Here is a 21,558-nt window from a genome sequence, read left to right as displayed (position 1 = left end):
GCCACAAGGCCGTTGGGTCCCGGACAAAGGTGCGGGCCGACCGGGACACGGAGGCCCCGGACGCGGGACAGTGGGAGGGCGCCGGACTGAGGAGCGCCCGGCGCGGAGGTGGACGAGATGCTGAGGACTCCCGTCGACGGGACACGGCTGCGCATCCTGGCGTGGCTGAGCGAACCGGGTACCGCCGAGCGCGGGCTCACCGCGGACGACGTCGCCGCCGGGCTCGGCGTCACCCTCCCGGTGGCCCTCGCCCACCTCCGGCTCCTCACCTCCCTCGGCCTGCTGCGCACCGACCGCTCAGGCGACCCGCCGCGCTACCGGCGCGACGAGATACGGATCGCCGAGGTCACACGGCTGTTCGAGAAGGGCTGGTAGCCCCCGCGGCCCCGGAGCGCCCCGCGCCGTTACGCTGATCCCGAGCGAGTGGGAGACGTACGACGGTGAAAGCCCCGGTAACCGAGGGCCGCCTCAGGGCCCGCCACGCCGTCCGCGCCCAGGCACCCGTCGTCGCGGTCGTCGCGCTGGGCGGAGCAGCGGGGGCGGTGGCCCGCTACGCGGCGTCCCTGTGGTGGCCGACGCCTGCGGGCGGGTTCCCCTGGACGATCCTCTGGGTCAATGTCGCCGGCTGCTTCGTGATCGGCGCGTTCATGGTGGTCGTCACCGAGGTCCGCACCGCCCACCCCCTGGTCCGCCCGTTCTTCGGCACCGGCGTCCTCGGCGGCTTCACCACCTTCTCGACGTACGCCGTCGATGTCCGCGACCTGCTCAATGGCGGCCACCCGGCCGCCGGACTCCTCCACCTCGCCGTCACCCCGCTCGCGGCCCTCGCCGCCGTGTGGACGGCGACCTCGGCGACCCGCCGGGTACTGATCAGGAGGCACCCATGACGCCACCGACCGGCACCGCCCTGCGTCTGACCGTGTTCGTCGGCGAGAGCGACACCTGGCAGCACCGGCCCCTGTACTCGGAGATCGTCCACCGGGCACACGCGGCCGGGCTCGCCGGTGCCAGCGTCTTCCGCGGTATCGAGGGCTTCGGCGCGTCCTCCCTGATCCACACCTCCCGGCTGCTGTCCCTGAGCGAGGACCTGCCGGTGGCGGTCGTCGTCGTGGACACCGAGGACCGCGTACGGTCCTTCCTCCCGGAACTCGACACGCTCGTGACCGACGGCCTGGTGCTGCTCGACCGCTGCGAGGTGCTCCGTCTCGGGCGCCGTGACCAAGGACCCGGCGCCCGGGACGAGGAGCGGCGGTGAGCTGGCTCTATGTCGTGCTGGGCGCCATGGTCGGTGCCCCGCTGCGCTACCTCACCGACCGTGCGGTGCAGTCCCGGCACGACTCGGTGTTCCCCTGGGGGACCTTCACGGTCAATGTCACCGGCAGCCTCATCCTCGGCCTGCTCACCGGTGCGGCAGCCGCCGGTGCGGCCGGGCCCGACCTCCAACTGCTGCTCGGCACCGGTCTGTGCGGCGCCCTGACCACCTACTCCACCTACTCCTACGAGACACTTCGCCTGGCCGAGGCCGGTGCCCGCGGCTACGCGGCCGTGAACGTCGTGGCGACCGTGGCGGCAGGCCTGGGCGCCGCCTTCTCGGGCGCGGCCCTGGCCGGCGCGGTCTGGTCCTAGGCCCTGCGGTGCAGCGGCTCCCCGACCTGCCGAAGATGGCGCAACGCCTCCCGGTGGGAGGCGAGCAGCCCCGTCGGGCAGCACGGAATGCCCAGCTCCGCGCAGTACCGCTCGGTGACGACCTGGGCCTCGAGAAGCGCCGCCCTCTGCGGCGCAGCGGTCCCTCCGGTGGGGCTGCGCGTAGCGCCCACGGTGGGTGGGTGGTGCGGGGCCGGGTCGGGGGTGTCTGTCCTCGGACTGGCGCGACTGTGCATGTTGGTGGAGGCGAGGGCGCGGACGCGCCAGCCACTGCGGGCGAACACCCCCGCCCCGTCCCCTCCCGCGATCCGCGGGCAGTCGTGCCGCTGGGGCGGCACGGGTGGGCGCGACGGCACCCCGCTTATGCCGGGCTGCGCAAACACTCCCCGACCCACACCGACACCGGGTACCTGTAAGCACCGGCACCGCCGCGATCCGCGGCCCGCTGCCGCCCTCCGCGGGCAGTCGCGCCGCTGGGGCGATGGGGGTCCCCCCCCGCTCGAGCGAAGCCGAGAGTGGGGGAGGGTGGGCGCGACGGCACCCCGCTTACGCCGGGCTGCGCAACCCACCCCCGGCCCGCACCAGCGTGGGGCACCCCGCCAACGCCGGTTGCGAAGCTCCGTTCCCCGAAGCGCACCGAGTAGTACAGCGGCCGCCGCCTGAGCAGCCCCGCTTCCGATGTGCGCCGTGAAAGTTCGGAAAACCTCCCGCGCGGGACGTCGGGAATGACCGTTGGATTGACCACGCGCCTCAGTACGGGAACGGATGTCCGTGCGCAGAATCATGTTGGCCCCCCGGTGCGGGGTGAGGCCGGCCCCACCCTCGCTTGACAGCGCCGCGGACCTCCCCGCACCATGCCCACCGTGAACCTGTCAGACAGCCGGACAGCCGGTCCAGGCCCCCGGCGCGTCAGCGCGACGGAAGCGGTGCTCACCCACCTCCGCGGAGCCATACAGCGCGGTGAGTACGCCATCGGCGACAAGCTCCCCTCCGAGGCGGAGCTGTGCCGCACCCTCGAGGTCTCCCGGCCCGTGCTCCGCGAGGCGCTGCGCGCCCTGCAGACGATGGGCCTGACCGTGTCCAGGACCGGCAAGGGCACCTTCGTCGTGGCCGACGCCGTGGAGGACCCCACCTTCGGCGACTACGCGGCCGGCGACCTGATGGAGGCGCGGCGGCACGTCGAGATCCCGGTCGCCGGGTACGCCGCCCGGCGCCGCACACCCGAGAACCTGGACCACCTCGCCCATCTCCTGGACCGGATGGAACGGGAGACGGACACCACCGCATGGGTGGCGATGGACACCCTGTTCCACCTCGCCGTGGCCGAGGCCGCCCAGAACCCGGTGTTCCGCCGGGTCATCGAGGAGATCCGGGACGCACTGGCCCGCCAGTCGGCCTTCCTCAACGAACTCGGCGACCGCCGCGAGCAGTCCAACCGCGAGCACCGGGCGATCGTCGAGGCCCTGGCCGACGGCTCCGAGCAGGACGCCGCCCAGGCCATGACCCACCATCTCGACCGTGTCGAGACCACCCTCACCGACATCGTGCGCCGCGCATCGGCCCACGACACACCCCAGGCAGAGTGATGTACAACAGTCTCCCCGCGGACGCACCCCCGATCCGCGAGCCCCTCCACGCGCCCGTCGCCCACCTGATACGCGGCGGGATGGTGGAGGGCGTCCACCACGGCTCCGTCCTCGTCCTCGGCCCCGACGGCTCGGTCCGGTTCCGGCTAGGCGACATCGAGGCCGCCTGCTACCCGCGCTCGGCGCTCAAGCCCGTTCAGACGGTGGCCATGGTCCGGGCGGGACTCCCGCTCGACGGCGCGCTGCTGTCGCTCGCCGCGGCCAGCCACTCCGGCGAGGAACGCCACCTCGCCGGTGCCCTGCGGATCCTCGAACGGGCGGGACTGACCCAAGACCACCTCCGCAACGTCCCCGACCTGCCGCTCGACCCCGCCGTCCGGGACACCTGGGTGCGCGAGGCACGCCCGCCCTCCCGGCTCGCGCAGAACTGTTCCGGCAAGCACGCCGCCATGCTCTGCACGGCAGCACTGAACGGCTGGTCCCTCCACGACTACCTGGACCCCGCCCACCCCCTCCAGCAGGCGATCGCCGAGACCGTCGAGAGCCTCACCGGACAGCGCGTCGCCACGGTCACCGTCGACGGCTGCGGCGCCCCCCTGTTCGCCGTCTCCCTGCACGGTCTCGCCCGTGCCGCCGCCAGGATCACCACCGCCGCGCCCGGCACCCCGGAGGCACGCGTCGCCGACGCGATGCGCGAACACCCCGAGATGGCCTCCGGCTCCGGCCGGGACGTGGCCGCGCTGATGCGCGCCGTACCCGGCCTGCTCGCCAAGGATGGCTACGAGGGCGTCCAGGTCGCGGCCCTGCCCGACGGCCACGCCATCGCCGTGAAGATCGCCGACGGCGCCTCCCGGGCCCGCGTCCCGGTCGCCGCGGGGGCGCTGGCACGGGCAGGGGTGGATGGGGCGCTGCTCGCGGAGTTCGCGGGAGAAGCGCTGCTCGGTGGCGGACGCCCGGTCGGCGAGATACGCCCGGTACGGGAACTCGAACCGACGGCAGCCGCGGGTGCTGTGTGACCGTTTGTGCTCAGGCCGTCGACGTCCACAATGGTGAGTGTGACAGCGTCGACGGCCTTCCAGCCGGTGCTGGAACGTATCGCCGAGGAAGTCGAGCGGACTCCCGGCCGTGGCCGGTCCGCCGACTACATTCCGGCGCTCGCGGCCTACGATCCGCGCCGCTTCGGCATGGCCGTCGCCGAACCGGACGGCACGGTCCACGGGGTGGGGGACTGGCGGGAGCCCTTCTCGGCGCAGTCCGTCACCAAGGTGTACACGCTCGCCCTCGACCTGGCCCGCGAGGGCGACGCCCTGTGGGAGCACGTGGGCCGCGAACCGTCCGGCACTCCCTTCAACTCCCTGGTGCAACTGGAGTACGAGGACGGCATCCCGCGCAACCCGTTCATCAACGCGGGCGCGCTCGTCGTGACCGACCGGCTGCACACCCGTAGCGGGGACGCGGCTGGTGAACTGCTCGCCTTCCTGCGGGCGGAGAGCGGCAACCCGGGGCTGGACTTCGATCTGGAGGTCGCCGCCTCCCAGGGCGCCCACGGCGACCGCAACGCCGCCCTCGCCCATTTCATCGCGTCCTACGGCAACATCGACAACCCGGTGCCGGTCCTGCTCGACCAGTACTTCCGGCAGTGCTCCGTCGCCGCGTCCTGCGCGGACCTCGCCCTGGCGACGGGGTTCCTCGCCCGGCACGGCATCCGGGCCGACGGCACCCGGCTGCTCAGCCGCAGCCAGGCCAAGCAGGTCAACGCCGTCATGCTGACCTGCGGAACGTACGACGCGGCCGGCGACTTCGCCTCCCGGGTGGGCCTGCCGGGAAAGAGCGGCGTCGGGGGCGGGATCGTCGCGGTCGCCCCGGACCGGTGCACCGTGTGCGTATGGGGGCCCGGACTGGACAAGCGGGGCAACTCGGTGGCGGGTGTGGCCGCGCTGGACCGCTTCGCCGCGCTCACCGGTCTCTCCGTGTTCTGAACCGGTCAGTCCTTCGGTACGGGACCCCATCGGAGCCGCAGGAACACCGCCGTCCCCACGCCGCCCAGCAGCGCGGCCCCGGCGATCGTCCAGGACACCGCCCGGTCCGGCTCATCCCGCCGGGCGGCCGGCACGGCGGCGGACCCTGCCTCCGGCCCCCGCAGCAGTCCGGCCCGCAGGGCGTCCAGGGACCCCACCGGTTCGACGCGCCCGCCCGCCTCGAACCCCCAGTCGAGGAGCGCCCGCGCCTCCTCGTACACCGCCAAGCCGTCGTCCGAGCGGGGGTTGAGCACCGTCGCCACGAGGGTCTGTCCATCCCGCCGGGCGGCCGCCACCAGGGTGTTCCCGGCGTTGCTCGTATAGCCGTTCTTGATCCCGACCAGGCCCCGGTACGGCTCGACACCGTCCGCTCCGGTGAGCAGCCGATTGGTGTTGACGATCCGGTAAAAACCGCCGTCGGGCGAGGGGAACCGTGTTTCCTCCCGGATGCAGTACCGCGCGAATTCGGGATTGCGCAGCCCGGCCCGGCCGAAGACCGCCAGGTCGTACGCGGACGACACCTGGCCGGGTGCGTCGTAGCCGTCGGGCGACTTCACCCGGGTGTCGCGGGCGCCCAGGGCGCGGGCCTTCGCCTGCATCCGCTGGGCCGTGGCCCGCCAGCCGCCGCTGAGCGCGGCCAGCACGCGGACTGCGTCGTTGCCGGAGCTGAGGAACACCCCGTTCCAGAGGTCGGACACGCGGTACGTACGGTCCTCGGCGACCCCGACGAGGCTGCTGCCGGGACCGATGTCCGCCAGTTCCTCCGCCGTCACCCGGTGCTGGATGCCGGCCGGCAGGATCGGCAGCACGGTGAGGGCGAAAAGGGTCTTGAGGGTGCTGGCGGGCGCCAGCTTCCGGTGTGCGTCGTGCGCCGCCAGCACCTCTCCGGTGCGCGCGTCGGCGACCAGCCACGCGCGGGCGGACAGATCAGGGACCTCGGGCGCACCCGGACGCGGGTGGACATGCGTGCCGGGACGGAACAGCAGCGACGCGGGCGGCCCGGGGTCGGCGGCCGCCGCGGCGGGTGCGAGCACCAGCAGGCCCGTCGTGCAGAGCGCGCAGGTCGACACGGCAGCCCGTGAAGCAAATCCGATAGTCATACCGCAAACGTAGGAACGGCTCCCCGGAACACCACGCTGCCCCGGCCGAAGGCCAACCGCGAGCACCCGGATGCCACACGCCGGGTCAGGGCCTGTCTTCCGGCGGATCAAGTCGGGGAAGGGGGCGGTGCCGTGCAACCCAGGTGAGCGGGGTCTGGTGCGTCCAGCTGCAAGGCGGAGGAGGGAGTCGACGCGATGGGGGTCCCCCCGCTCATGGGGGTCCCCCCGCTCGAGCGAAGCCGAGAGTGGGAGAAGCCGAGAGTGGGGGAGTCGGCGACCGACGACAACGCCGCAGACGGGCGTGCCGGACCCCGCGTTCCCGGCATGATCCGCCGGACAGGCCTAAGGCAGGGTCGGCTGGACGCGTCGCAGGAAGGTGGCGTTGTCGGGGGTCTCGCGCATCCGCCCCAGCAGCGTCTCCAGCCCGGTCACGCCGTCCCGGGACCCCAGAGCCCGCCGCAGCCCCTGGGCACCGGCCAACTCCACTGGCCCGAGGAGCAGTTCCTCACGCCGGGTGCCCGAGCCCGTGATGTCCACGGCCGGGAAGAGCCGCCGGGAAGCCGCTTCGCGGCTCAGCCGCAGCTCCATGTTCCCGGTGCTCTTGAGCTCCTCGAAGTAGAACTCGTCGGCGCGGGAGCCGGTCTCCACCAGGGCCGAGGCGAGAATGGTGAGCGAGCCGCCCTCCTCGGCCCGACGGGCGGCACCGAAGAACCGCTTGGGCCCGAGCAGCGCGGAGGCGTCCACACCACCGCTGAGTGTGCGTCCGCCGGACGCGGCCACATTGTTGTACGCCCGGCACAGCCGGGTCAGCGAGTCGAGCAGCACCACGACGTCCTCACCGGCCTCGACAAGACGCTTGGCCCGCTCGACGACCAGCTCGGCGAGCGCGATGTGCTCCTTGGCCGGACGGTCGAAGGTCGAGGCGTACACATCACCGCGGACCGAGCGTCGCATGTCGGTGACCTCCTCGGGCCGTTCGTCGATCAGAACCACCATCAGCCGGCACTCGGGGTGGTTCCCGGCGACCGCCGCCGCGAGCTGCTGCAGGAGGACGGTCTTGCCGGTCTTGGGCGGGGCCACGAGCAGCCCGCGCTGTCCCTTGCCGACCGGCGCCAGCAGATCGACGGCCCGCCCGGCCAGCGCGGACGCCGGGTGTTCCAGGCGCAGCCGCTCACCTGGGTGAAGCGGTGTCAGGTCCGGGAAATGCCGTCGGCCACGCAATGCATCGGGCGTCCGGCCCTCGACCCGGGTGATGTCGAGGAGACCGCGGCGATCACCGAGGACGCCCTCGACCCGGTCACCCTTGCGCAGGCCGTGGCGGCGCAGCAGCGCGGGGGAGACGGCCGGGTCGGAGGGCGAGGACAGAAGGTTCTCGGCGCGCAGGTGCGCTTTCCCGCCCGCGTCGATGTCAAGGACGCCGGTGACGACCTGGGTCTGCTGGAGTGGGGATTCGATAGAAGTAAGGGTCATGTGGGCAGGTCCTTTCACGGACGACGGGCAAGAAGGAAAAAAAACGGGAAAGGGGGAAGGGGAGAAACCGCGCGGAAGAAAAACGAACGCGCGCGATCAGCTCACGGCGGGAGACACCCGGCCGGGGAGGTGATGAGGGAGAGCCACTGCGCCGGTCGAAAACGACGGGCGGGAGGCGAACCGTAGAGAACTGGCACCGACGCCCGAACGAGGGCGTACAGAAGGCGCTCGCCACACCGTACCACCCCATGTGTGAGCCCGCTGTGACCCACGCCTCCCTTAGGCTGTTGCGATGTTCAGCCCTGAAGGTCCTCGCCTGCGCGAACTAGCGGTCCAGGCGCTCTCGTCCGTGGAACGCGGTTACGACCTCCTCGCGCCGAAGTTCGACCACACTCCCTTCCGCACGCCGGATTCCGTGCTGGACGCCACGGTGTCGGCACTGCGGCGGACGGGGCCGTACGCCTCGGGGCTCGACCTCTGCTGCGGCACCGGTGCGGGCGTCGATGTGCTGAGGCAGGTGTGCGGGGAGAGCGTCACGGGCGTGGACTTCAGCGCGGGCATGCTGGAGGTCGCGCGGGAGCGGACGAGTCCGCGGGGGCTGCCGGTGGGCTGGGTGAGGGCGGATGCGCGGGCCCTGCCGTTCGGGGCGGTCTTCGACCTCGTGGTGAGCTTCGGGGCCTTCGGGCACTTTCTGCCGCGTGAGCTGCCCGGGCTGTTCGCGCAGGTGCACTCGGTGTTGCGGCCGGGGGGACACTTCGTCTTCCCCGTGGTGGCGCCGCCCCGGCCGGGGTCGGTGACGCACGGGATGCTGCTGGGGTTCGATGCGGTGATGCGGGTGCGCAATGCGGTTTGGCGTCCGCCGTTCGTGATGTACTACCGGGCTGTTCGCTTCGGTGATGTGTGGCGGGGGCTGTTGGGGGCGGGGTTTGTGGTGCGGTTCGGGGAACTGTCCGAGTTCGGTCGGCGCGGGGACGGGACTCCGAGGGTTCGGCTGGTTGTTGCGGTGAGGGCGTCGGCGTAGCGGGGGTCCTACGGAGCCCGGCGTGGGTGTGGGCCGGGGGTGGTTGCGCAGCCCGGCGCAGGCGGGGTGCCGTCGCGCCCACCCGTGCCGCCCCAGCGGCACGACTGCCCGCGGAAGCGGCGGGGCGCCCCGCGTGGGTGTGGGTCGGGGTGGTTTGCGCAGCCCGGCGCCGGCGGGGTGCCGTCGCGCCCACCCTCCCCCACTCTCGGCTTCGCTCGAGCGGGGGGACCCCCATCGCCCTGGGGGCACCTCCCAGGCCCTTAAGGCACTGGGGGAGGCACGACTGCCCGCGGATCGCGACAGGGAGCCGCGGATCGCGGCGGCGGGCCGCGGAAGCGGCGGCGGGCTGCGGTTCGCGGCAGTCGGGCGCGGAGGGCGGCGGCGGGTGGGCGTGGGTATGCCGCCTACGGCGGGGAGGGTCGGGGCGGGGGTGTTCGCCCGCAGTGGCTGGCGCGTCCGCGCCCTCAGCTTCGCCAACAGGCACAGTCGCGCCAGTCCGAGGACGGACACCCCCGACCCGGCCCCGCACCACCCACCCACCGTGGGCGCTAGCCAAGCCCCCACCGGAGGGACAGTGGCGCCGCAGGCATATCAGACGGCAGCGGGCACCGTGAACTCGTAGACCAGGATCTCCTGCTGAGCGTCCATGACCAGTTCCGTGATCTCCAGCGGCCGGGCGTACTGGTCGTGCACCCGCCGGGTGACCCGGACCGACGGCGTCCCCGCGATCCGCGTGATCGTGTCGCGGTGGTGCAGCGAAAGCCCCGCCCGCCGCATCCAGTCGTAGGCCCGCCGCAACTCCGCGGCGCACGTCCCGTCGGCGCGGTCACGGTAGCGGGACAGCTCCTCGACCTCAGCGAGCGCCACCGCGGAAAACGATGTCACCGCCGTCCGCAGCTCCCGCCCGTCCGCCGACGCGGACCAGTAGCGATGCACCAGCGTCGGCCGGTCGGGCGCCACTTCCAGCACCTCGGCATGCCCGGACGGCGGTGGCTCCCAGGCGACGGTGGCCCGGGTCACCGAGCCACGCTCGGCACCCCCGGCGCCGAGGGGGAATCCGAAGTGCGCCGGTGTCTCCACCGGCACTCCGGGCAGCGCGGCATGGCTGCCCCGCCGGTCCGTGGCGACCAGTCCATCACGCCGCAGCAACTGCAACGCCTGCCGTACGGTCTCCCGGCTGACCCCGAAGTGCTCGGCCAACTGCCGCTCGCCCGGCAGGCGTTCGCCGGGCGGTATGGTCCCGTCGTGCAGCTCGCCGAGCAACTGTGTCGCAATCCTCCGGTAGAGGGGATCCCCCTCGGCGAGCGGGTGGTCGTGCGGGGTGGTGCGGGCCATGCCGCGCCCTCCTGTTGGTGACGTTCCGTAGCCGCGTGGGCTCGTTGAGCCACCACTTCTAGCATTGGTCTACACCAACAAGGAAGACCGGCCCGGCACTTCGGCCGGAACCATTCGGTCCAACCGCCCACCGCACCACCCTCCCCCACGACCCGTCAGATATACGAACGCATCCAGCGTAGCTTGGCCGCCTCCTGGAACGGCCCACCACCTTCGTGGTCGTTGAAGTCGTACACCTCGATGGTCTTGTCCTCGTGCGCCCAGGCGTTGAAGGCACCGAACACCGTCGACGGCGGGCAGGTCTGGTCCTCGAGGGCGGCCGAGAAGAGCGCAGGCGCGCTGCCGCGCACGGCGAAGTGCACGCCGTCGAAGTACGACAGCGTGCGCAGCGCATCCTCGAAGCGCCCGCGGTGTGTCTTCAGGTAAAGGCCGACCTCCCGGTACGGATGCCGGTCGGTGAGCGTAGTGGCGCGCGGAAAGTCGCACAGGAACGGCACGTCCGGCGCGATACCCGCGAGGTCCGGAACCAGACCGCCCACCGCGAGGGCCATCCCCCCGCCCTGGCTGGCCCCGACGGCGACGGTGCGGCTCGCGTCGGTCAGCGGATGCGACCGCGCCGCCTCCACCGCACGCACGGCATCCGTGAACACCCGCCTGTAGTAGTAGTTTTCGGGCGCGTCGATCCCACGCGTCATGAACCCGGGGTACGCGGGAGCGCCGCCCACCGGATCGGCGGTACCGCCGCCGGCGCCCCAGGCGCTGCCCTGCCCACGGGTGTCCATCACGAAGTGGGCCCGGCCCGTGGACGCCCACAGCAGATGCTCGTGGGGCAGCCCGCGGCCGCCTCCGTACCCGATGAACTCCACCACCAGCGGCAGATGCCCGTCGGCACCGGCGGGCAGGGTCAGCCAGCCCTTGACGGGGTGACCGCCGAACCCCGCGAACGTCACGTCGTAAACCCGCACCGTCGACAGCCCCGTGTCGACCGGCTCAAAACGCGCGTCGAGGTCATACGCACGCGCCTCCTCCAGCGTCTTGGACCAGAACGCGTCGAAGTCCTCGGGTGCCGTGGACGCGCTGCGGTACTCGCGCAGTTCATCGAGCGGAAGGTCGAACAGGGCCATCAGAAACCGCCTTCGTGCGGAGACAGAGTCGCCGCAGCAGGGTCCCCCCACCGCACTCACCCGAAACGCTCGATCCGGATCCGCTCCACGGGCTGACCCGCCGCCACCAACAGCCTGGAGGCATGCTCGGCAAAGGAGTTGGAGCCGCACACATAGGCCTCCCAGCCACCAGCAGGCTGCTCGGCCAGGAACGGCGCCACATGTGCGCCCGTCATACGTCCCACCGGCACACCCTCCGGCGCGCTCCGGGTGAACACCGGAGTGGTCTCCGCGCCGAGCTCGCGCGCGTAGATCAGCTCCTCGGGACAGCGCGCCGACACCAGCAGCCGCAGCGGCAGCCTCAGGTCCCGCGCCCGGTGGTGCCGCACCATCGACATCAGGGGGACCACTCCGGAGCCGGCGCCCACCAGCAGCGCGGGCCGGTCGCCCGGCCAGGCGAAGAAGCCGCTGAGCGGGCCGCGCACCTCGATCCGGTCGCCGGGGCGCGCCACCGTATGGAACCAGCCCGAGACCTCGCCGCCCTCCACATGGTCCAGCGTCAGTTCGAGATGCCCGGAGTCGTCCGGTGCCGACGCGATCGAGTAGTGGCGCTGCGCCACATAGCCGTCCTCGGCGGTCAGCCGCAGCAACAGATGCTGACCGGGAACATGCCCCGGCCAGCCGGGCACCGCGAACCGGAAGGTCGACGCGCGCGGGGTCTCGCGGCGGATCTCCGTCAGCGTGGCCGTGCGCCACACAGAGGCCGTCTCCTCGCTCACCCCGATGCGCCCGGGCACGGCGAACCGCGTGAGTGGACCCACTGTCTCAGTCACCGGAGTACCGCTGCTCCTCCCAGGGGTTGCCGCGCGGATGGTAGCCGTTGCCCTCCCAGAACCCCGGCTCGTCATGGTCGAGGAGCCGCAGTCCCGCGATCCACTTGGCGCTCTTCCAGAAGTACAGATGCGGCACCAGCAGCCGCGCCGGACCGCCGTGCTCGGCGGGGAGCGGCCGGCCGTCGTACTCCCAGGCGATCCAGGCCCGGCCGCCGGTCACATCGGCGAGCGGCAGGTTGGTGGTGTAACCGGTGTGCGCGTACGCGACCACATGGGTGGCCGACCCATGAGGCCGTACCACATCCAGGAACGCGTCGAGCGAGACCCCGCCGAACCGCACCCCGAACTTCGACCAGCTTGTCACACAGTGGATGGCACCCTCGTACGACGAGGCCGGCAGCGCGTGCGCCTGCTCCCAGTCCCAGGTGCGGGGCTCCGCCACCAGTCCGTCGATCCGGAAGGTCCAGTCCGCGGGCGCGAGGTCGGGGGTGACCTCGGCGGACAGGACGGGCCACTCGTCGCCCGCGTCGTACTGGCCGGGCGGCAGTCCGGGATTGTTTACACGGGGGCGGCCGGTGAAGCCTCGGGTGATGTTCACGTGATCGCGATTCCGTTGCTGCTGGTACTCAGGTGTTTCCGTGTTCAACCGTACGCGGTACCCCGACCTCCGCGCGGCCGGCTCCGATCGCACCGTACAACCGCACCACCGCGGAGATCGTCGGGTACTGTTGCCGTCCGGCTGCGGACCGACCCAGCCACGGACGCCGAGGGAGGTGGGACCCATTACCGCTTGTCAGGTCGGGTGCTCTCACCTCGGGGCGACACGGTCCCGCGGCAGCAGGTGACCACGAGAGCGCCCTTCGGCTCCCGAAAGGCCCCAGTCCCTTGCCGCACACGCCGTCCCAGCCCTCCTCGCTCCTCCCCGAGCCCCCGCCCGGCCATCGTCCCTCGCTGACGCCCTCCCGCGACGCCGTCGTGACGGCACTCCGCGCCGCCGGTTGCGTCTTCGCCGAGGACGAGGCCGAGCTGATCATCGCCGCCGCGCAGACCCCGCGGGACATCACCTCGATGGTCGAACGCAGGGCAGCAGGGCTGCCCCTGGAACTCGTCGTCGGCTGGGCGGAGTTCCGCGGCCGGCGCATCACGGTGGAACCAGGTGTCTTCGTGCCCCGCCGACGCACCGAGTTCCTCGTCGAACAGGCCCTGGCCGGGAGGCAGCCCCGGCCGCCCCGCGCAACCGTCGTCGTGGACCTGTGCTGCGGCTCGGGCGCCGTGGGCGCGGCCCTGGCGGCCGCGCTCGGCGAGGCGGAACTGCACGCGGCCGACATCGACCCGGCCGCCGTGCGCTGCGCCCTCCGCAACGTCGCCGCCCTCGGAGGGCAGGTCCACACCGGCGACCTGTTCGAGGCGCTGCCCGGCGGTCTGCGGGGCCGCGTCGACATCCTCGCGGCCAACGTGCCGTACGTGCCGAGCGACGAGATCGATCTGCTGCCCCCGGAGGCCCGCGACCACGAGCCGCGCGTCGCGCTCGACGGCGGCGCGGACGGCCTCGATGTGCTGCGCCGGGTGGCCGCCGAGGCACCGGGATGGCTGGCGCCCGGCGGCTGTCTCCTGGTGGAGACCAGCAGCCGGCAGGCCTCCGCCGCCGTCGACGCCTTCGCAGCAGCCGGACTGCGGCCCCGACTGGCCGTCTGCGGGGAGCGCTACGCCCATGTCGTGACCGGTTTCAGACCGTAAAAAGTCCGCTCCGCCCCCGCGCTCAGTCGCCCGCCCCGGCTCAGTCACCCGGCGTCCTAGCCTCCGCAATCAGCAAGGCGACATCGTCGAAGTTGTCGGGTTTATGCAGTGTGCGCAGCAGCAGATCGCAGACCTCCTCCAGGGACTGCCCAGGGCAGTCCAGCAGCGTGAGCAGCCGGTCCAGGCGCTCGTCCAGCGGGTCCCGGCGCGTCTCGACGAGACCGTCGGTGTAGAACACCAGCCGGTCGCCCGGCTCCAGCTCGACGGTGGTCGTGGAGAACGCGACCCCGCCCACCCCCAGCGGCACCCCGGTGGGCAGATCGAGCAGCTCGGGCGCGTGACCGACCCGCACCCGGGCCGGCGGCAGATGTCCGGCGTTGGCGATGAGGCACTGCCGCGCGCGAGGGTCGTGCACGGCGTAGACACAGGTGGCGATCGCCTGGTCCAGCCCGCCGGTGATCCGGTCCAGGTGGTCCAGGAGCACGGCGGGATCGAGGCCGAGGGAGGCGAGGGTGTGGGTCGCCGTGCGCAGCCGGCCCATGGTGGCCGCGGCGGGGATACCGCTGCCCATCACGTCCCCCACGACGAGGGCCGTCCTGTCGTCCCCCAGCGGGATCACGTCGAACCAGTCGCCGCCCACCTCGCTGGTGGCTCCGGCCGGCTGGTAACGGGAGGCGACCTCGAGCTCGCCCGTCACCGGCGGATGGCTCGGCAGCAGGCTCCGCTGCAGGGTGAGGGCGGTGTCGCGGGCGTTCTGGTACCAGCGGGCGTTGTCGATCTGCACGGCCGCGCGGGAGGCCAGCTCCCGGGCGAGCAGCAGGTCGTCCTCGTCGAACGGACGGGGGTTGCGGGTGCGGGTGAGGTCGAGGGCGCCCAGCACCTCGCCGCGTGCGATCAGCGGCACGGCCATATACGAGTGGACCCCCGCCCGGGCCAGCTGTTCGGCCGCCTCGGGGGACCTGGCGATTCTCGCCAGGTCGTCGTCCTTCGTCTGCGGAACCATCACGGGCAGCCCGGTGCGGACGCACTCGGTGATCAGGCGGTCCGGTGCGTACCGGGTCACCTTCCCCGGCGGGTCGGCCGCCGGCAGCATGTCGGAAGTGTCCACCGAGCGCACCGCCAGCGCCCGGATCAGCGCGGGCTCGGCGGGGCCGAGGGTGCTGCGGCGGCCGCGCACCACCGCGTCGAGCAGATCCACCGCCGCCGCGTCGGCCAGTTCCGGCACGGCCACGTCGGCGAGCTCACCGGCCGTCCGGTCCAGCTCCAGGGTGGTGCCGATGCGGGCGGAGGCGTCGGCGATCACGGCGAGCCTGCGCCGTGCCGTCTCGGCCTCGGTGTTCGCCCGGTGCTGCTCGGTGATGTCCACCACCGAAACGGCCACGCCGAGCACCGTGCCGAGCGCGTTCTCCAGCCGGTACAGCGAGACCGACCAGGCGCGGTCCTCGTCCGGATCGGCCGCGGTACGGCCGGTCATGGCGCGGTCGATGGCAGGCCGGCCGGTGTCGAGGACCTGACGCGCGGCGGCCTCGATCGCGTCGGCGTCCACCAGCGGCAGCACCTCCCGGATGGTGCGGCCCAGATGCTGTTCGGCGGGGATGCCGTTGATCTGCTCCAGCGCCGGATTCACCGACACGTACCGCAGATCGTCGTCCAGGACGGCGAGTCCGATGGGGGACTGGGCGACGATCCGGGTGGACAGGGCGACGTCCTGCTCCAGCCGGCGCACGGTCGACTGGTCCACGGCGAGGCCGAGGGCGTACACCTCGCCCTGTCCGTCCAGCAGCCGCATGTTGCGGAACTCGACCAGCCGTGTGCCGCCGTCCTTGCGCCGGATCGGAAACGCCCCGGCCCAGCTGCGGCCCGTGCGCATGACATCGGCGAACAGCTTTATCACGAGGTCGAGGTGCTGCTCGTGCACCATGATCCGGGCGGCGTACTGGCCGAGCGCCTCCTGGGCGCTGTACCCGAACAGTTCCTCGGCCTGCGGACTCCAGAGCGTCACCCGCCCCTCGATGTCCAGGACCACCGAGGCCACGCGCAGCACGTCGAGCAGGCCGCTGGGACGCACCGGCCCCCCTTCCGGCCCGTCACCGCCGGCCGGGGCCGGCCCCGCTGTATTCATCCCACGCCCCGCCTTCGCCGATTTCACGACACGCCGTCACCGTGCCGCCCCCCTTGTTGTACCGCGCGCGAGGGCCATTTTCTGCCGCTCCTGCTGTCCGGATCCAGCTTCTCGCACAGATCGTGGCGGGCACCCCGCGATGTCGTCACGGCGGCACGGCGCGCGGGTAGTGCTCCGGCGCGTGTAGTGCTTTGCTGAGTGAGATGTAAAGAGTTGGGGGTGGGGACGGCAGAACCACGAGAGGAGCGATCACCATGGGCAGCCCGCAACCGCACCCGGAATCCGTCTCGGTCGAGATCAGCGGATGCAGCAAGGACGATGCCCGGATCGTCTTCGACACGCTGTGCGCGTGCTTCGCGTCCGACCGGTGCGCGGACGACGTTCCCGAGGAGTTCCACGAGACGCGGCCCACGGTGTGGCTGGGCACGTTCGACGTGGCCGACGCGTACGAGGGCGGTGTCCGCCCGGTACGGCTGTCGTCGTCGGTCGACGCCGACGTGCACGGCGGCTACTGGGCGATCGACCGGTTCCGCGTCACCCTGGACTCCCTGTTCACCGTGCACGACCTGAGCACGGTGCCCGGTGACCAGGAGGAGGAACTGCACGTCCGCCTGGAAAGCCGGTGACGCCCCTGACGCCGCGCTGACTCCTCTGCCCTCCGCGCGCTTATGCAACTAGTTGCATAAGCGGCGCGCGTGCCTTACAACTACAGGCACGACACCGCGCGCACGGAGGGCCCGATGAGCCGCTACCCCCACCTGCTGACCCCCCTCGACCTGGGCTTCACCACGCTGCCCAACCGGGTTCTCATGGGCTCCATGCACGTCGGCCTGGAAGAGGCCGAGAACGGCTTCTCCCGCATGGCCGAGTTCTACGCCGCCCGCGCCCGCGGCGGCGTCGGCCTCATCGTCACCGGCGGCATCGCCCCCAACGACGAGGGGCGTCCCTACGAGGGCGGCGCCAGGCTCACCACCGAGGCCGAGGCGGAACAGCACCGGGTCGTCACCACCGCCGTGCACCGCGAGGGCGGGCGCATCGCGATGCAGATCCTGCACTTCGGCCGCTACGCCTACCACCGGGACCTGGTCGCCCCCAGCCCCCTCCAGGCGCCGATCAGCCCCTTCCCGCCCCGCGAGCTCACCGACGCCGAGGTGGAGCGCACCATCGACGACTACGCCCGCGCCGCCCGCCTCGCCCGGCAGGCCGGCTACGACGGTGTCGAGATCATGGGCTCCGAGGGCTATCTGATCAACGAGTTCATCGCCCGGGGGACCAACCACCGCACCGACCGCTGGGGCGGCTCGTACGAGAACCGGATGCGCTTCCCCGTGGAGATCGTCCGCCGGGTGCGCGAGGCGGTCGGTGAGGACTTCATCGTCATCTACCGTCTCTCCATGCTCGACCTGGTGCCCGGCGGTTCCACCCTGGACGAGGTGATCACCCTCGCCAAGGCCGTCGAGGCCGCCGGCGCCACGATCATCAACACCGGCATCGGCTGGCACGAGGCCCGCATCCCCACCATCGCCACCTCGGTGCCGCGCGGTGCCTACACCTGGGTGACCAAGCGCCTCATGGGCGAGGTGTCGGTCCCGCTGGTCACCACCAACCGCATCAACACCCCCGAACTCGCCGAGCAGTTGCTCGCTGAGGGCTGCGCGGACATGGTGTCGATGGCCCGCCCGATGCTCGCCGACCCCGATTTCGTCGCCAAGGCCGCCGACGGCCGCCCCGAGGCGATCAACACCTGCATCGGCTGCAACCAGGCCTGCCTGGACCACACCTTCAGCGGGCAGATCACCTCCTGTCTGGTGAACCCGCGCGCCTGCCACGAGACCGAGCTGGTGCTGGCCCCCACCCGCCGCCGCAAGCGCGTCGCCGTCGTCGGCGCCGGACCGGCCGGGCTCGCCTGCGCGGTCAGCGCCGCCGAACGCGGCCACGACGTCGCGCTGTTCGACGCCGCGAGCGAGATCGGCGGCCAGCTCAACGTCGCCCGCAAGGTTCCCGGCAAGCAGGAGTTCGACGAGACCCTGCGCTACTTCCGCACCCGCCTCGAGGAACTGGCCGTCGACATACGGCTGGACACCCGCGTCACCGCGGACGACGTGGCCGGGTACGACGAGGTCGTCGTCGCCACCGGCGTCACCCCGCGCGTGCCCGAGATCCCCGGCGTCGACCACCCGAGCGTGCTCGGCTACCTCGACGTGCTCCGTGACGGCGCCCCCGTCGGCGACCGGGTCGCGATCCTCGGCGCGGGCGGCATCGGGTTCGACGTCGCCGAGTTCCTCACCGACGGCGGCGAGAAGGCGCACGAGAACCCGGCGACGTACTTCCGTCAGTGGGGCGTCGACCTCGACTACCGCGGACCCGGCGGGCTCGCCGCACCCGAACGGCCCGCCCCGCAGCGCACGGTCCACCTGCTCCAGCGCAAGACCTCCAAGGTCGGCGCCGGACTCGGCAAGACCACCGGCTGGATCCACCGCACCGAACTCAGGCACCGCGGGGTCACCATGGTGGCGGGCGTGCGCTACGACCGGATCGACGACGCCGGGCTGCACCTCACCGTCGACGGCGGGAGCACCGTCCTCGAGGTCGACACGATCGTCCTGTGCACCGGGCAGGAGCCGCGCCGCGACCTGTACGAGACCCTCCTCGCGGCCGGACGGCCCGTCCACCTGATCGGCGGCGCAGATGTGGCCGCGGAACTGGACGCCAAGCGCGCCATCAAGCAGGGCACGGAGTTGGCGGCGGCGCTGTAGGGCGTTCGGCCCGTCCCTAGAATGAGCCCCATGTCACTCCCGCACGCGATCCTCACCGCCCTGCTCGAGAAGCCGTCGTCGGGACTGGAGCTGACCCGCCGGTTCGACAGGTCGATCGGCTACTTCTGGTCCGCCACGCACCAGCAGATCTATCGCGAGCTCGGGAAGCTGGAGGCCGAGGGCCTGATCAGGGCCCTGGCCCCCGAACAGCCGGCCAGGGGCCAGAAGAAGGTCTACGAGGTACTGCCGGCGGGGCGGGAGGAGTTGGCCCGCTGGACCGCCGCGTCGCAGGACCCCAAGCCGCACCGCGATGTGATGCTGCTGCGGCTGAGGGCGGCGGCCGTGGTCGGAACCGAGGGTCTGGAGGCGGATCTGCGCCGCCACCGGGAGCTGCACGCAGGCCAGTTGGAGACGTACCGGGAGATCGAGCGCCGCGACTTCCCGCCCGGCAGGGACGAGCCCCAGGACCGGCTGCGGCACCTGGTGCTGCGGGCCGGCATCGATCTGGAGACCTTCTGGACCCAGTGGCTCGACCACGCGCTGTCGGAGTTCGCCCGACTGCCGGGCGCGGGGGAGCAGCAGCGGCCCGGCATCCGGGAAGCGTGACCTCCGCACGGGCACGAGGGCCTGTCCGGCTGATCAAGTCGGGGGAAAGGGGCGGCGCCGTGCAACCCAGGTGAGCGGGGTCTGGTGCGTCCAGTCGCAAGGCGGAGGAGGGAGTCGACGCGGTGGGGATCCCCCAGCTCGAGCGAAGTCGGGAGTGGGGGAGTCGGCGACCGACGACAACGCTGCAGATGGGCGTGCCAGACCCCGCGTCCCCGGCATGATCCGCCGGACGGTCACGAGGCGACGCCGGCCGCCCGACCGGAGCGCATCGGACGTGATGGCGACCGGCGCCGGATCTAGAGGTGACGCGGCTTGGCGCGCCGGCGCAGGTACCAGGCCGTGGCGAGAAGCCCGGTGCCGACCAGCGCGCCGCCCGCCACCAGCGTGACCGTGCCGTAGTCCGTCGCGGCGCCACCGAGGCCGCCCATCACTCCGCGGGTGGGTGACGCGGTGGGACTGACCGACGGACTGACCGACGGGCTGACCGACGGACTGGCCGACGGGCTGGGCGCGGGGGTGACGACGACGGACTGGGTGCCGGCGGTGTTGCCGTTCGAGCACCGCACGATCACGGTGTAGGTGCCCGGGCTGACGTTCGACCAGGCCGCGGACTGTCCCGAACTGGTCCCCGACAGCGCCACCTGACGGCCCTGCGAGAAGTTCATCTGGCTGCTGTTGAGCAGCGATGCGGTGCCCCAGCTGCCGTTGATCTGGGTGCACGCGTCGGTGGTGACCGAGACCGTCGAGCCGCTGGTGCTGACGGAGATCCCGGCCGCGGCGGCCGGTCCGGCCGATGTCAGGGCGAGCGCGGCGGCTGCCACGACCGGTCCGGAGCGGAGCAGTGGCTTCGAGATGCGCATGTGGACTGCCTTCCGGCGGCACGGCCGGCGGTACATCCCTTGCGCCGCCGAGGTCGGGGATCGCCCGTGCTGCCACGAGGCAAGCCAACGGGCAGCCGGACCCGCGCGCACTCCGGCGGCATCCGGGCAGGTGACGGCTTCCTCCGGGCGGCGGACGGCGCGGGTCAGCCGCCGGGGCCCGTCGTCACGGTGCGCTCCGCCGAGAATCCGCCCCAGGTTCCGTCCGGGAGCATCGCCCGGATCCGCACCCGGTGCGTCACCCCCGCCTCCCGGCCCAGATAGAAGCGGTACGTCGCCCGGTCGCGCGGTGCCTCACCGCCGTAGACGAGCGAGGTGGCGGTATGGCCGTCCAGGTGCACCTCGTACTCGGTGATCACGCCGTCCGCGGGTGGCGGCACCCAGGTGAGGACCAGATAGTGGGCGCCGTCGGACAGCTGACTCCTGGCGCGGAAGGCGGTGGGCGCGGTGCCGGCACCGCCCTCCGCGCTGCCCGCGGTGGTGAGACGGACGGCGGCGCCGGGCGGGGAGAGGTTGCCGGCCGCGTCCCGGGCCCGGACGGTGAAGACATAGCGGGTGCCCGGGCGCAGGCCGGTGATCACGGCGGACGTCTGGTTGCCGCCCACACTGTGGATCTTCGTGCCGCCCTGGTGGATGTCGTACGACACCACGTCCCGGTCGTCCTTCGAGGCGGACCACGACAGCTGCGCCGCCCGGCTCCCGACCGCCTGGCCCCTCGACGTCTCCGGCCGCGTGGGCGGGGAGCCGTCGGCGGCGGCCGCCCGGGGCGTCGTTGCCCGCACCTCCCGACTGGGCGGGCCGAGCCGCCCGTCCGCGTCCCGGGCCCGCACCGTGAACACATGGGAGGCCGCGGGCCGGAGTCCGGTGACGTCCGCCATGTGCGCGGAGCCGGGGACGTCCTCGACCTTCGCGGCGCCCCGGTAGATCTCGTACCGGCTCACCTCCGCGTCGACGGCCGCGACCGCGTTCCACATGACATGCACGCTGGTGGCGCTGCCCGCCTCCGCCGTGACACCGGTGGGCGCCCCGGGCGGCCGCCCGCCGCCCGCGTCGTCCGGCCCGCCCCAGCGACAGGACGCGATCAGCAGGAGAACCCCGCAGAGCACGAGGAGGCGACGCGGGGACACGGCTGGGGGAACGCCACGCACGACTCTGCCTCCCGGGGGGCACATGGGACCGGTTCGAACAATGGTCCGTACCAATATGGCGGCGCTGACGCGGCCCCATCAAGAGGGCGGGTGGCGGGGGTCTCGCCGCTCATTACGTATGCTGGAGGCCTGAACGGGTCGAACCGCCCTGCGTTGCAAGGGAGTTCGGTCCGGGGCGCGGACCGCTGTCGTCGCAGATCC

Annotated in this window: 21 protein-coding genes and 1 pseudogene; 12 read left to right on the top strand and 10 right to left on the bottom strand. The window is 72.4% G+C overall.

The window, feature by feature from the left end; translation table 11 throughout:
• Positions 1 to 117 precede the first annotated feature (117 nt).
• The 4 genes from AB0L56_RS17790 (at position 118) to crcB (AB0L56_RS17775) (ending at position 1,626) form a co-directional block, all read left to right on the top strand.
• Complete coding sequence (locus AB0L56_RS17790) at positions 118 to 375, top strand: helix-turn-helix domain-containing protein (RefSeq protein WP_365424333.1); 258 nt, start codon at positions 118 to 120, stop codon at positions 373 to 375.
• A gap of 65 nt (positions 376 to 440) precedes the next feature.
• A complete protein-coding gene (gene crcB, locus AB0L56_RS17785) occupies positions 441 to 887 on the top strand; it encodes a fluoride efflux transporter CrcB (RefSeq protein ID WP_365424331.1) in 447 nt (148 codons plus the stop codon).
• Positions 884 to 1,255 carry a DUF190 domain-containing protein gene (locus AB0L56_RS17780; protein WP_361032380.1) on the top strand — a complete coding sequence of 124 codons (372 nt, stop codon included), beginning with the start codon at positions 884 to 886 and terminating at the stop codon, positions 1,253 to 1,255. Before crcB (AB0L56_RS17785) ends, AB0L56_RS17780 begins: the two co-directional genes overlap by 4 nt.
• The gene (crcB, locus tag AB0L56_RS17775) at positions 1,252 to 1,626 is read left to right on the top strand and encodes a fluoride efflux transporter CrcB (RefSeq protein ID WP_365424329.1); all 375 of its coding nucleotides are present in this window, start codon (positions 1,252 to 1,254) and stop codon (positions 1,624 to 1,626) included. Before AB0L56_RS17780 ends, crcB (AB0L56_RS17775) begins: the two co-directional genes overlap by 4 nt.
• Here the strand turns inward: crcB (AB0L56_RS17775) and AB0L56_RS17770 are convergent.
• Positions 1,623 to 1,766, bottom strand: a pseudogene (locus AB0L56_RS17770) (acyl-CoA desaturase); the annotation flags it as partial. The gene crcB (AB0L56_RS17775) and the pseudogene AB0L56_RS17770 overlap by 4 nt on opposite strands.
• A gap of 741 nt (positions 1,767 to 2,507) precedes the next feature.
• On the opposite strand from AB0L56_RS17770, the gene AB0L56_RS17765 reads away from it, so the two are divergent.
• The 3 genes from AB0L56_RS17765 to AB0L56_RS17755 are packed head-to-tail and all read left to right on the top strand — an operon-like array spanning position 2,508 to position 5,209.
• Positions 2,508 to 3,230 (top strand): FadR/GntR family transcriptional regulator, encoded by a 723-nt coding sequence (locus AB0L56_RS17765; protein WP_365424327.1) that lies wholly within the window; start codon positions 2,508 to 2,510, stop codon positions 3,228 to 3,230.
• Positions 3,230 to 4,246: an asparaginase gene (locus tag AB0L56_RS17760; protein ID WP_365424403.1), complete on the top strand. Its 1,017-nt coding sequence runs from the start codon at positions 3,230 to 3,232 to the stop codon at positions 4,244 to 4,246. Before AB0L56_RS17765 ends, AB0L56_RS17760 begins: the two co-directional genes overlap by 1 nt.
• Before the next feature lie 30 nt (positions 4,247 to 4,276).
• Positions 4,277 to 5,209 (top strand): glutaminase, encoded by a 933-nt coding sequence (locus AB0L56_RS17755; protein ID WP_365424325.1) that lies wholly within the window; start codon positions 4,277 to 4,279, stop codon positions 5,207 to 5,209.
• Between the two features lie 5 nt (positions 5,210 to 5,214).
• On the opposite strand, the gene AB0L56_RS17750 is transcribed toward AB0L56_RS17755, so the two are convergent.
• Positions 5,215 to 6,348: a serine hydrolase gene (locus tag AB0L56_RS17750; protein WP_365424323.1), complete on the bottom strand. Its 1,134-nt coding sequence runs from the start codon at positions 6,346 to 6,348 to the stop codon at positions 5,215 to 5,217.
• Between the two features lie 342 nt (positions 6,349 to 6,690).
• Positions 6,691 to 7,818, bottom strand: coding sequence for a transcription termination factor Rho (rho, locus tag AB0L56_RS17745; RefSeq protein WP_365424321.1), 1,128 nt, complete (start codon positions 7,816 to 7,818; stop codon positions 6,691 to 6,693).
• 292 nt (positions 7,819 to 8,110) lie between these two features.
• Here rho and AB0L56_RS17740 point away from each other — a divergent pair, with 292 nt between their 5' ends.
• A complete protein-coding gene (locus AB0L56_RS17740; RefSeq protein ID WP_361032398.1) occupies positions 8,111 to 8,839 on the top strand; it encodes a class I SAM-dependent methyltransferase in 729 nt (242 codons plus the stop codon).
• Between the two features lie 591 nt (positions 8,840 to 9,430).
• Here the strand turns inward: AB0L56_RS17740 and AB0L56_RS17735 are convergent.
• From AB0L56_RS17735 to AB0L56_RS17720, 4 genes are all read right to left on the bottom strand, one after another.
• Positions 9,431 to 10,174: a GntR family transcriptional regulator gene (locus AB0L56_RS17735; protein WP_365424318.1), complete on the bottom strand. Its 744-nt coding sequence runs from the start codon at positions 10,172 to 10,174 to the stop codon at positions 9,431 to 9,433.
• 155 nt (positions 10,175 to 10,329) lie between these two features.
• On the bottom strand, positions 10,330 to 11,298 hold the full coding sequence (locus AB0L56_RS17730) for an acetylxylan esterase (RefSeq protein ID WP_365424316.1): 969 nt from the start codon (positions 11,296 to 11,298) through the stop codon (positions 10,330 to 10,332).
• A gap of 56 nt (positions 11,299 to 11,354) precedes the next feature.
• On the bottom strand, positions 11,355 to 12,110 hold the full coding sequence (locus AB0L56_RS17725) for a ferredoxin reductase (protein ID WP_361032407.1): 756 nt from the start codon (positions 12,108 to 12,110) through the stop codon (positions 11,355 to 11,357).
• Positions 12,103 to 12,708 (bottom strand): sulfite oxidase-like oxidoreductase, encoded by a 606-nt coding sequence (locus AB0L56_RS17720; protein WP_365424314.1) that lies wholly within the window; start codon positions 12,706 to 12,708, stop codon positions 12,103 to 12,105. The genes AB0L56_RS17725 and AB0L56_RS17720 overlap by 8 nt, the downstream gene beginning before the upstream one ends.
• A gap of 353 nt (positions 12,709 to 13,061) precedes the next feature.
• On the opposite strand from AB0L56_RS17720, the gene AB0L56_RS17715 reads away from it, so the two are divergent.
• Positions 13,062 to 13,847 carry a putative protein N(5)-glutamine methyltransferase gene (locus AB0L56_RS17715; RefSeq protein WP_361032726.1) on the top strand — a complete coding sequence of 262 codons (786 nt, stop codon included), beginning with the start codon at positions 13,062 to 13,064 and terminating at the stop codon, positions 13,845 to 13,847.
• Between the two features lie 40 nt (positions 13,848 to 13,887).
• On the opposite strand, the gene AB0L56_RS17710 is transcribed toward AB0L56_RS17715, so the two are convergent.
• Positions 13,888 to 15,969 (bottom strand): SpoIIE family protein phosphatase, encoded by a 2,082-nt coding sequence (locus AB0L56_RS17710; RefSeq protein WP_365424312.1) that lies wholly within the window; start codon positions 15,967 to 15,969, stop codon positions 13,888 to 13,890.
• Between the two features lie 254 nt (positions 15,970 to 16,223).
• Here AB0L56_RS17710 and AB0L56_RS17705 point away from each other — a divergent pair, with 254 nt between their 5' ends.
• The 3 genes from AB0L56_RS17705 (at position 16,224) to AB0L56_RS17695 (ending at position 19,331) form a co-directional block, all read left to right on the top strand.
• Positions 16,224 to 16,595 (top strand): hypothetical protein, encoded by a 372-nt coding sequence (locus tag AB0L56_RS17705; RefSeq protein ID WP_361032414.1) that lies wholly within the window; start codon positions 16,224 to 16,226, stop codon positions 16,593 to 16,595.
• A 114-nt stretch (positions 16,596 to 16,709) separates the two neighbouring features.
• Positions 16,710 to 18,725, top strand: a complete 2,016-nt coding sequence (locus tag AB0L56_RS17700; RefSeq protein WP_365424310.1) for an NADPH-dependent 2,4-dienoyl-CoA reductase — start codon at positions 16,710 to 16,712, stop codon at positions 18,723 to 18,725.
• A 30-nt stretch (positions 18,726 to 18,755) separates the two neighbouring features.
• Positions 18,756 to 19,331 carry a PadR family transcriptional regulator gene (locus AB0L56_RS17695; protein ID WP_365424308.1) on the top strand — a complete coding sequence of 192 codons (576 nt, stop codon included), beginning with the start codon at positions 18,756 to 18,758 and terminating at the stop codon, positions 19,329 to 19,331.
• Between the two features lie 296 nt (positions 19,332 to 19,627).
• Here AB0L56_RS17695 and AB0L56_RS17690 read toward each other — a convergent pair whose 3' ends face one another.
• Together AB0L56_RS17690 and AB0L56_RS17685 are read right to left on the bottom strand one after the other, a co-directional pair.
• A complete protein-coding gene (locus AB0L56_RS17690; protein WP_361032423.1) occupies positions 19,628 to 20,191 on the bottom strand; it encodes a hypothetical protein in 564 nt (187 codons plus the stop codon).
• Between the two features lie 164 nt (positions 20,192 to 20,355).
• The gene (locus AB0L56_RS17685) at positions 20,356 to 21,336 is read right to left on the bottom strand and encodes a fibronectin type III domain-containing protein (RefSeq protein WP_365424306.1); all 981 of its coding nucleotides are present in this window, start codon (positions 21,334 to 21,336) and stop codon (positions 20,356 to 20,358) included.
• Between the last annotated feature and the right edge of the window lie 222 nt (positions 21,337 to 21,558).

It is taken from the genome of Streptomyces sp. NPDC052079, assembly GCF_040680275.1.
In the GTDB taxonomy this organism is placed as follows: domain Bacteria; phylum Actinomycetota; class Actinomycetes; order Streptomycetales; family Streptomycetaceae; genus Streptomyces.
This window is presented reverse-complemented; position numbering and strand designations above follow the sequence as displayed.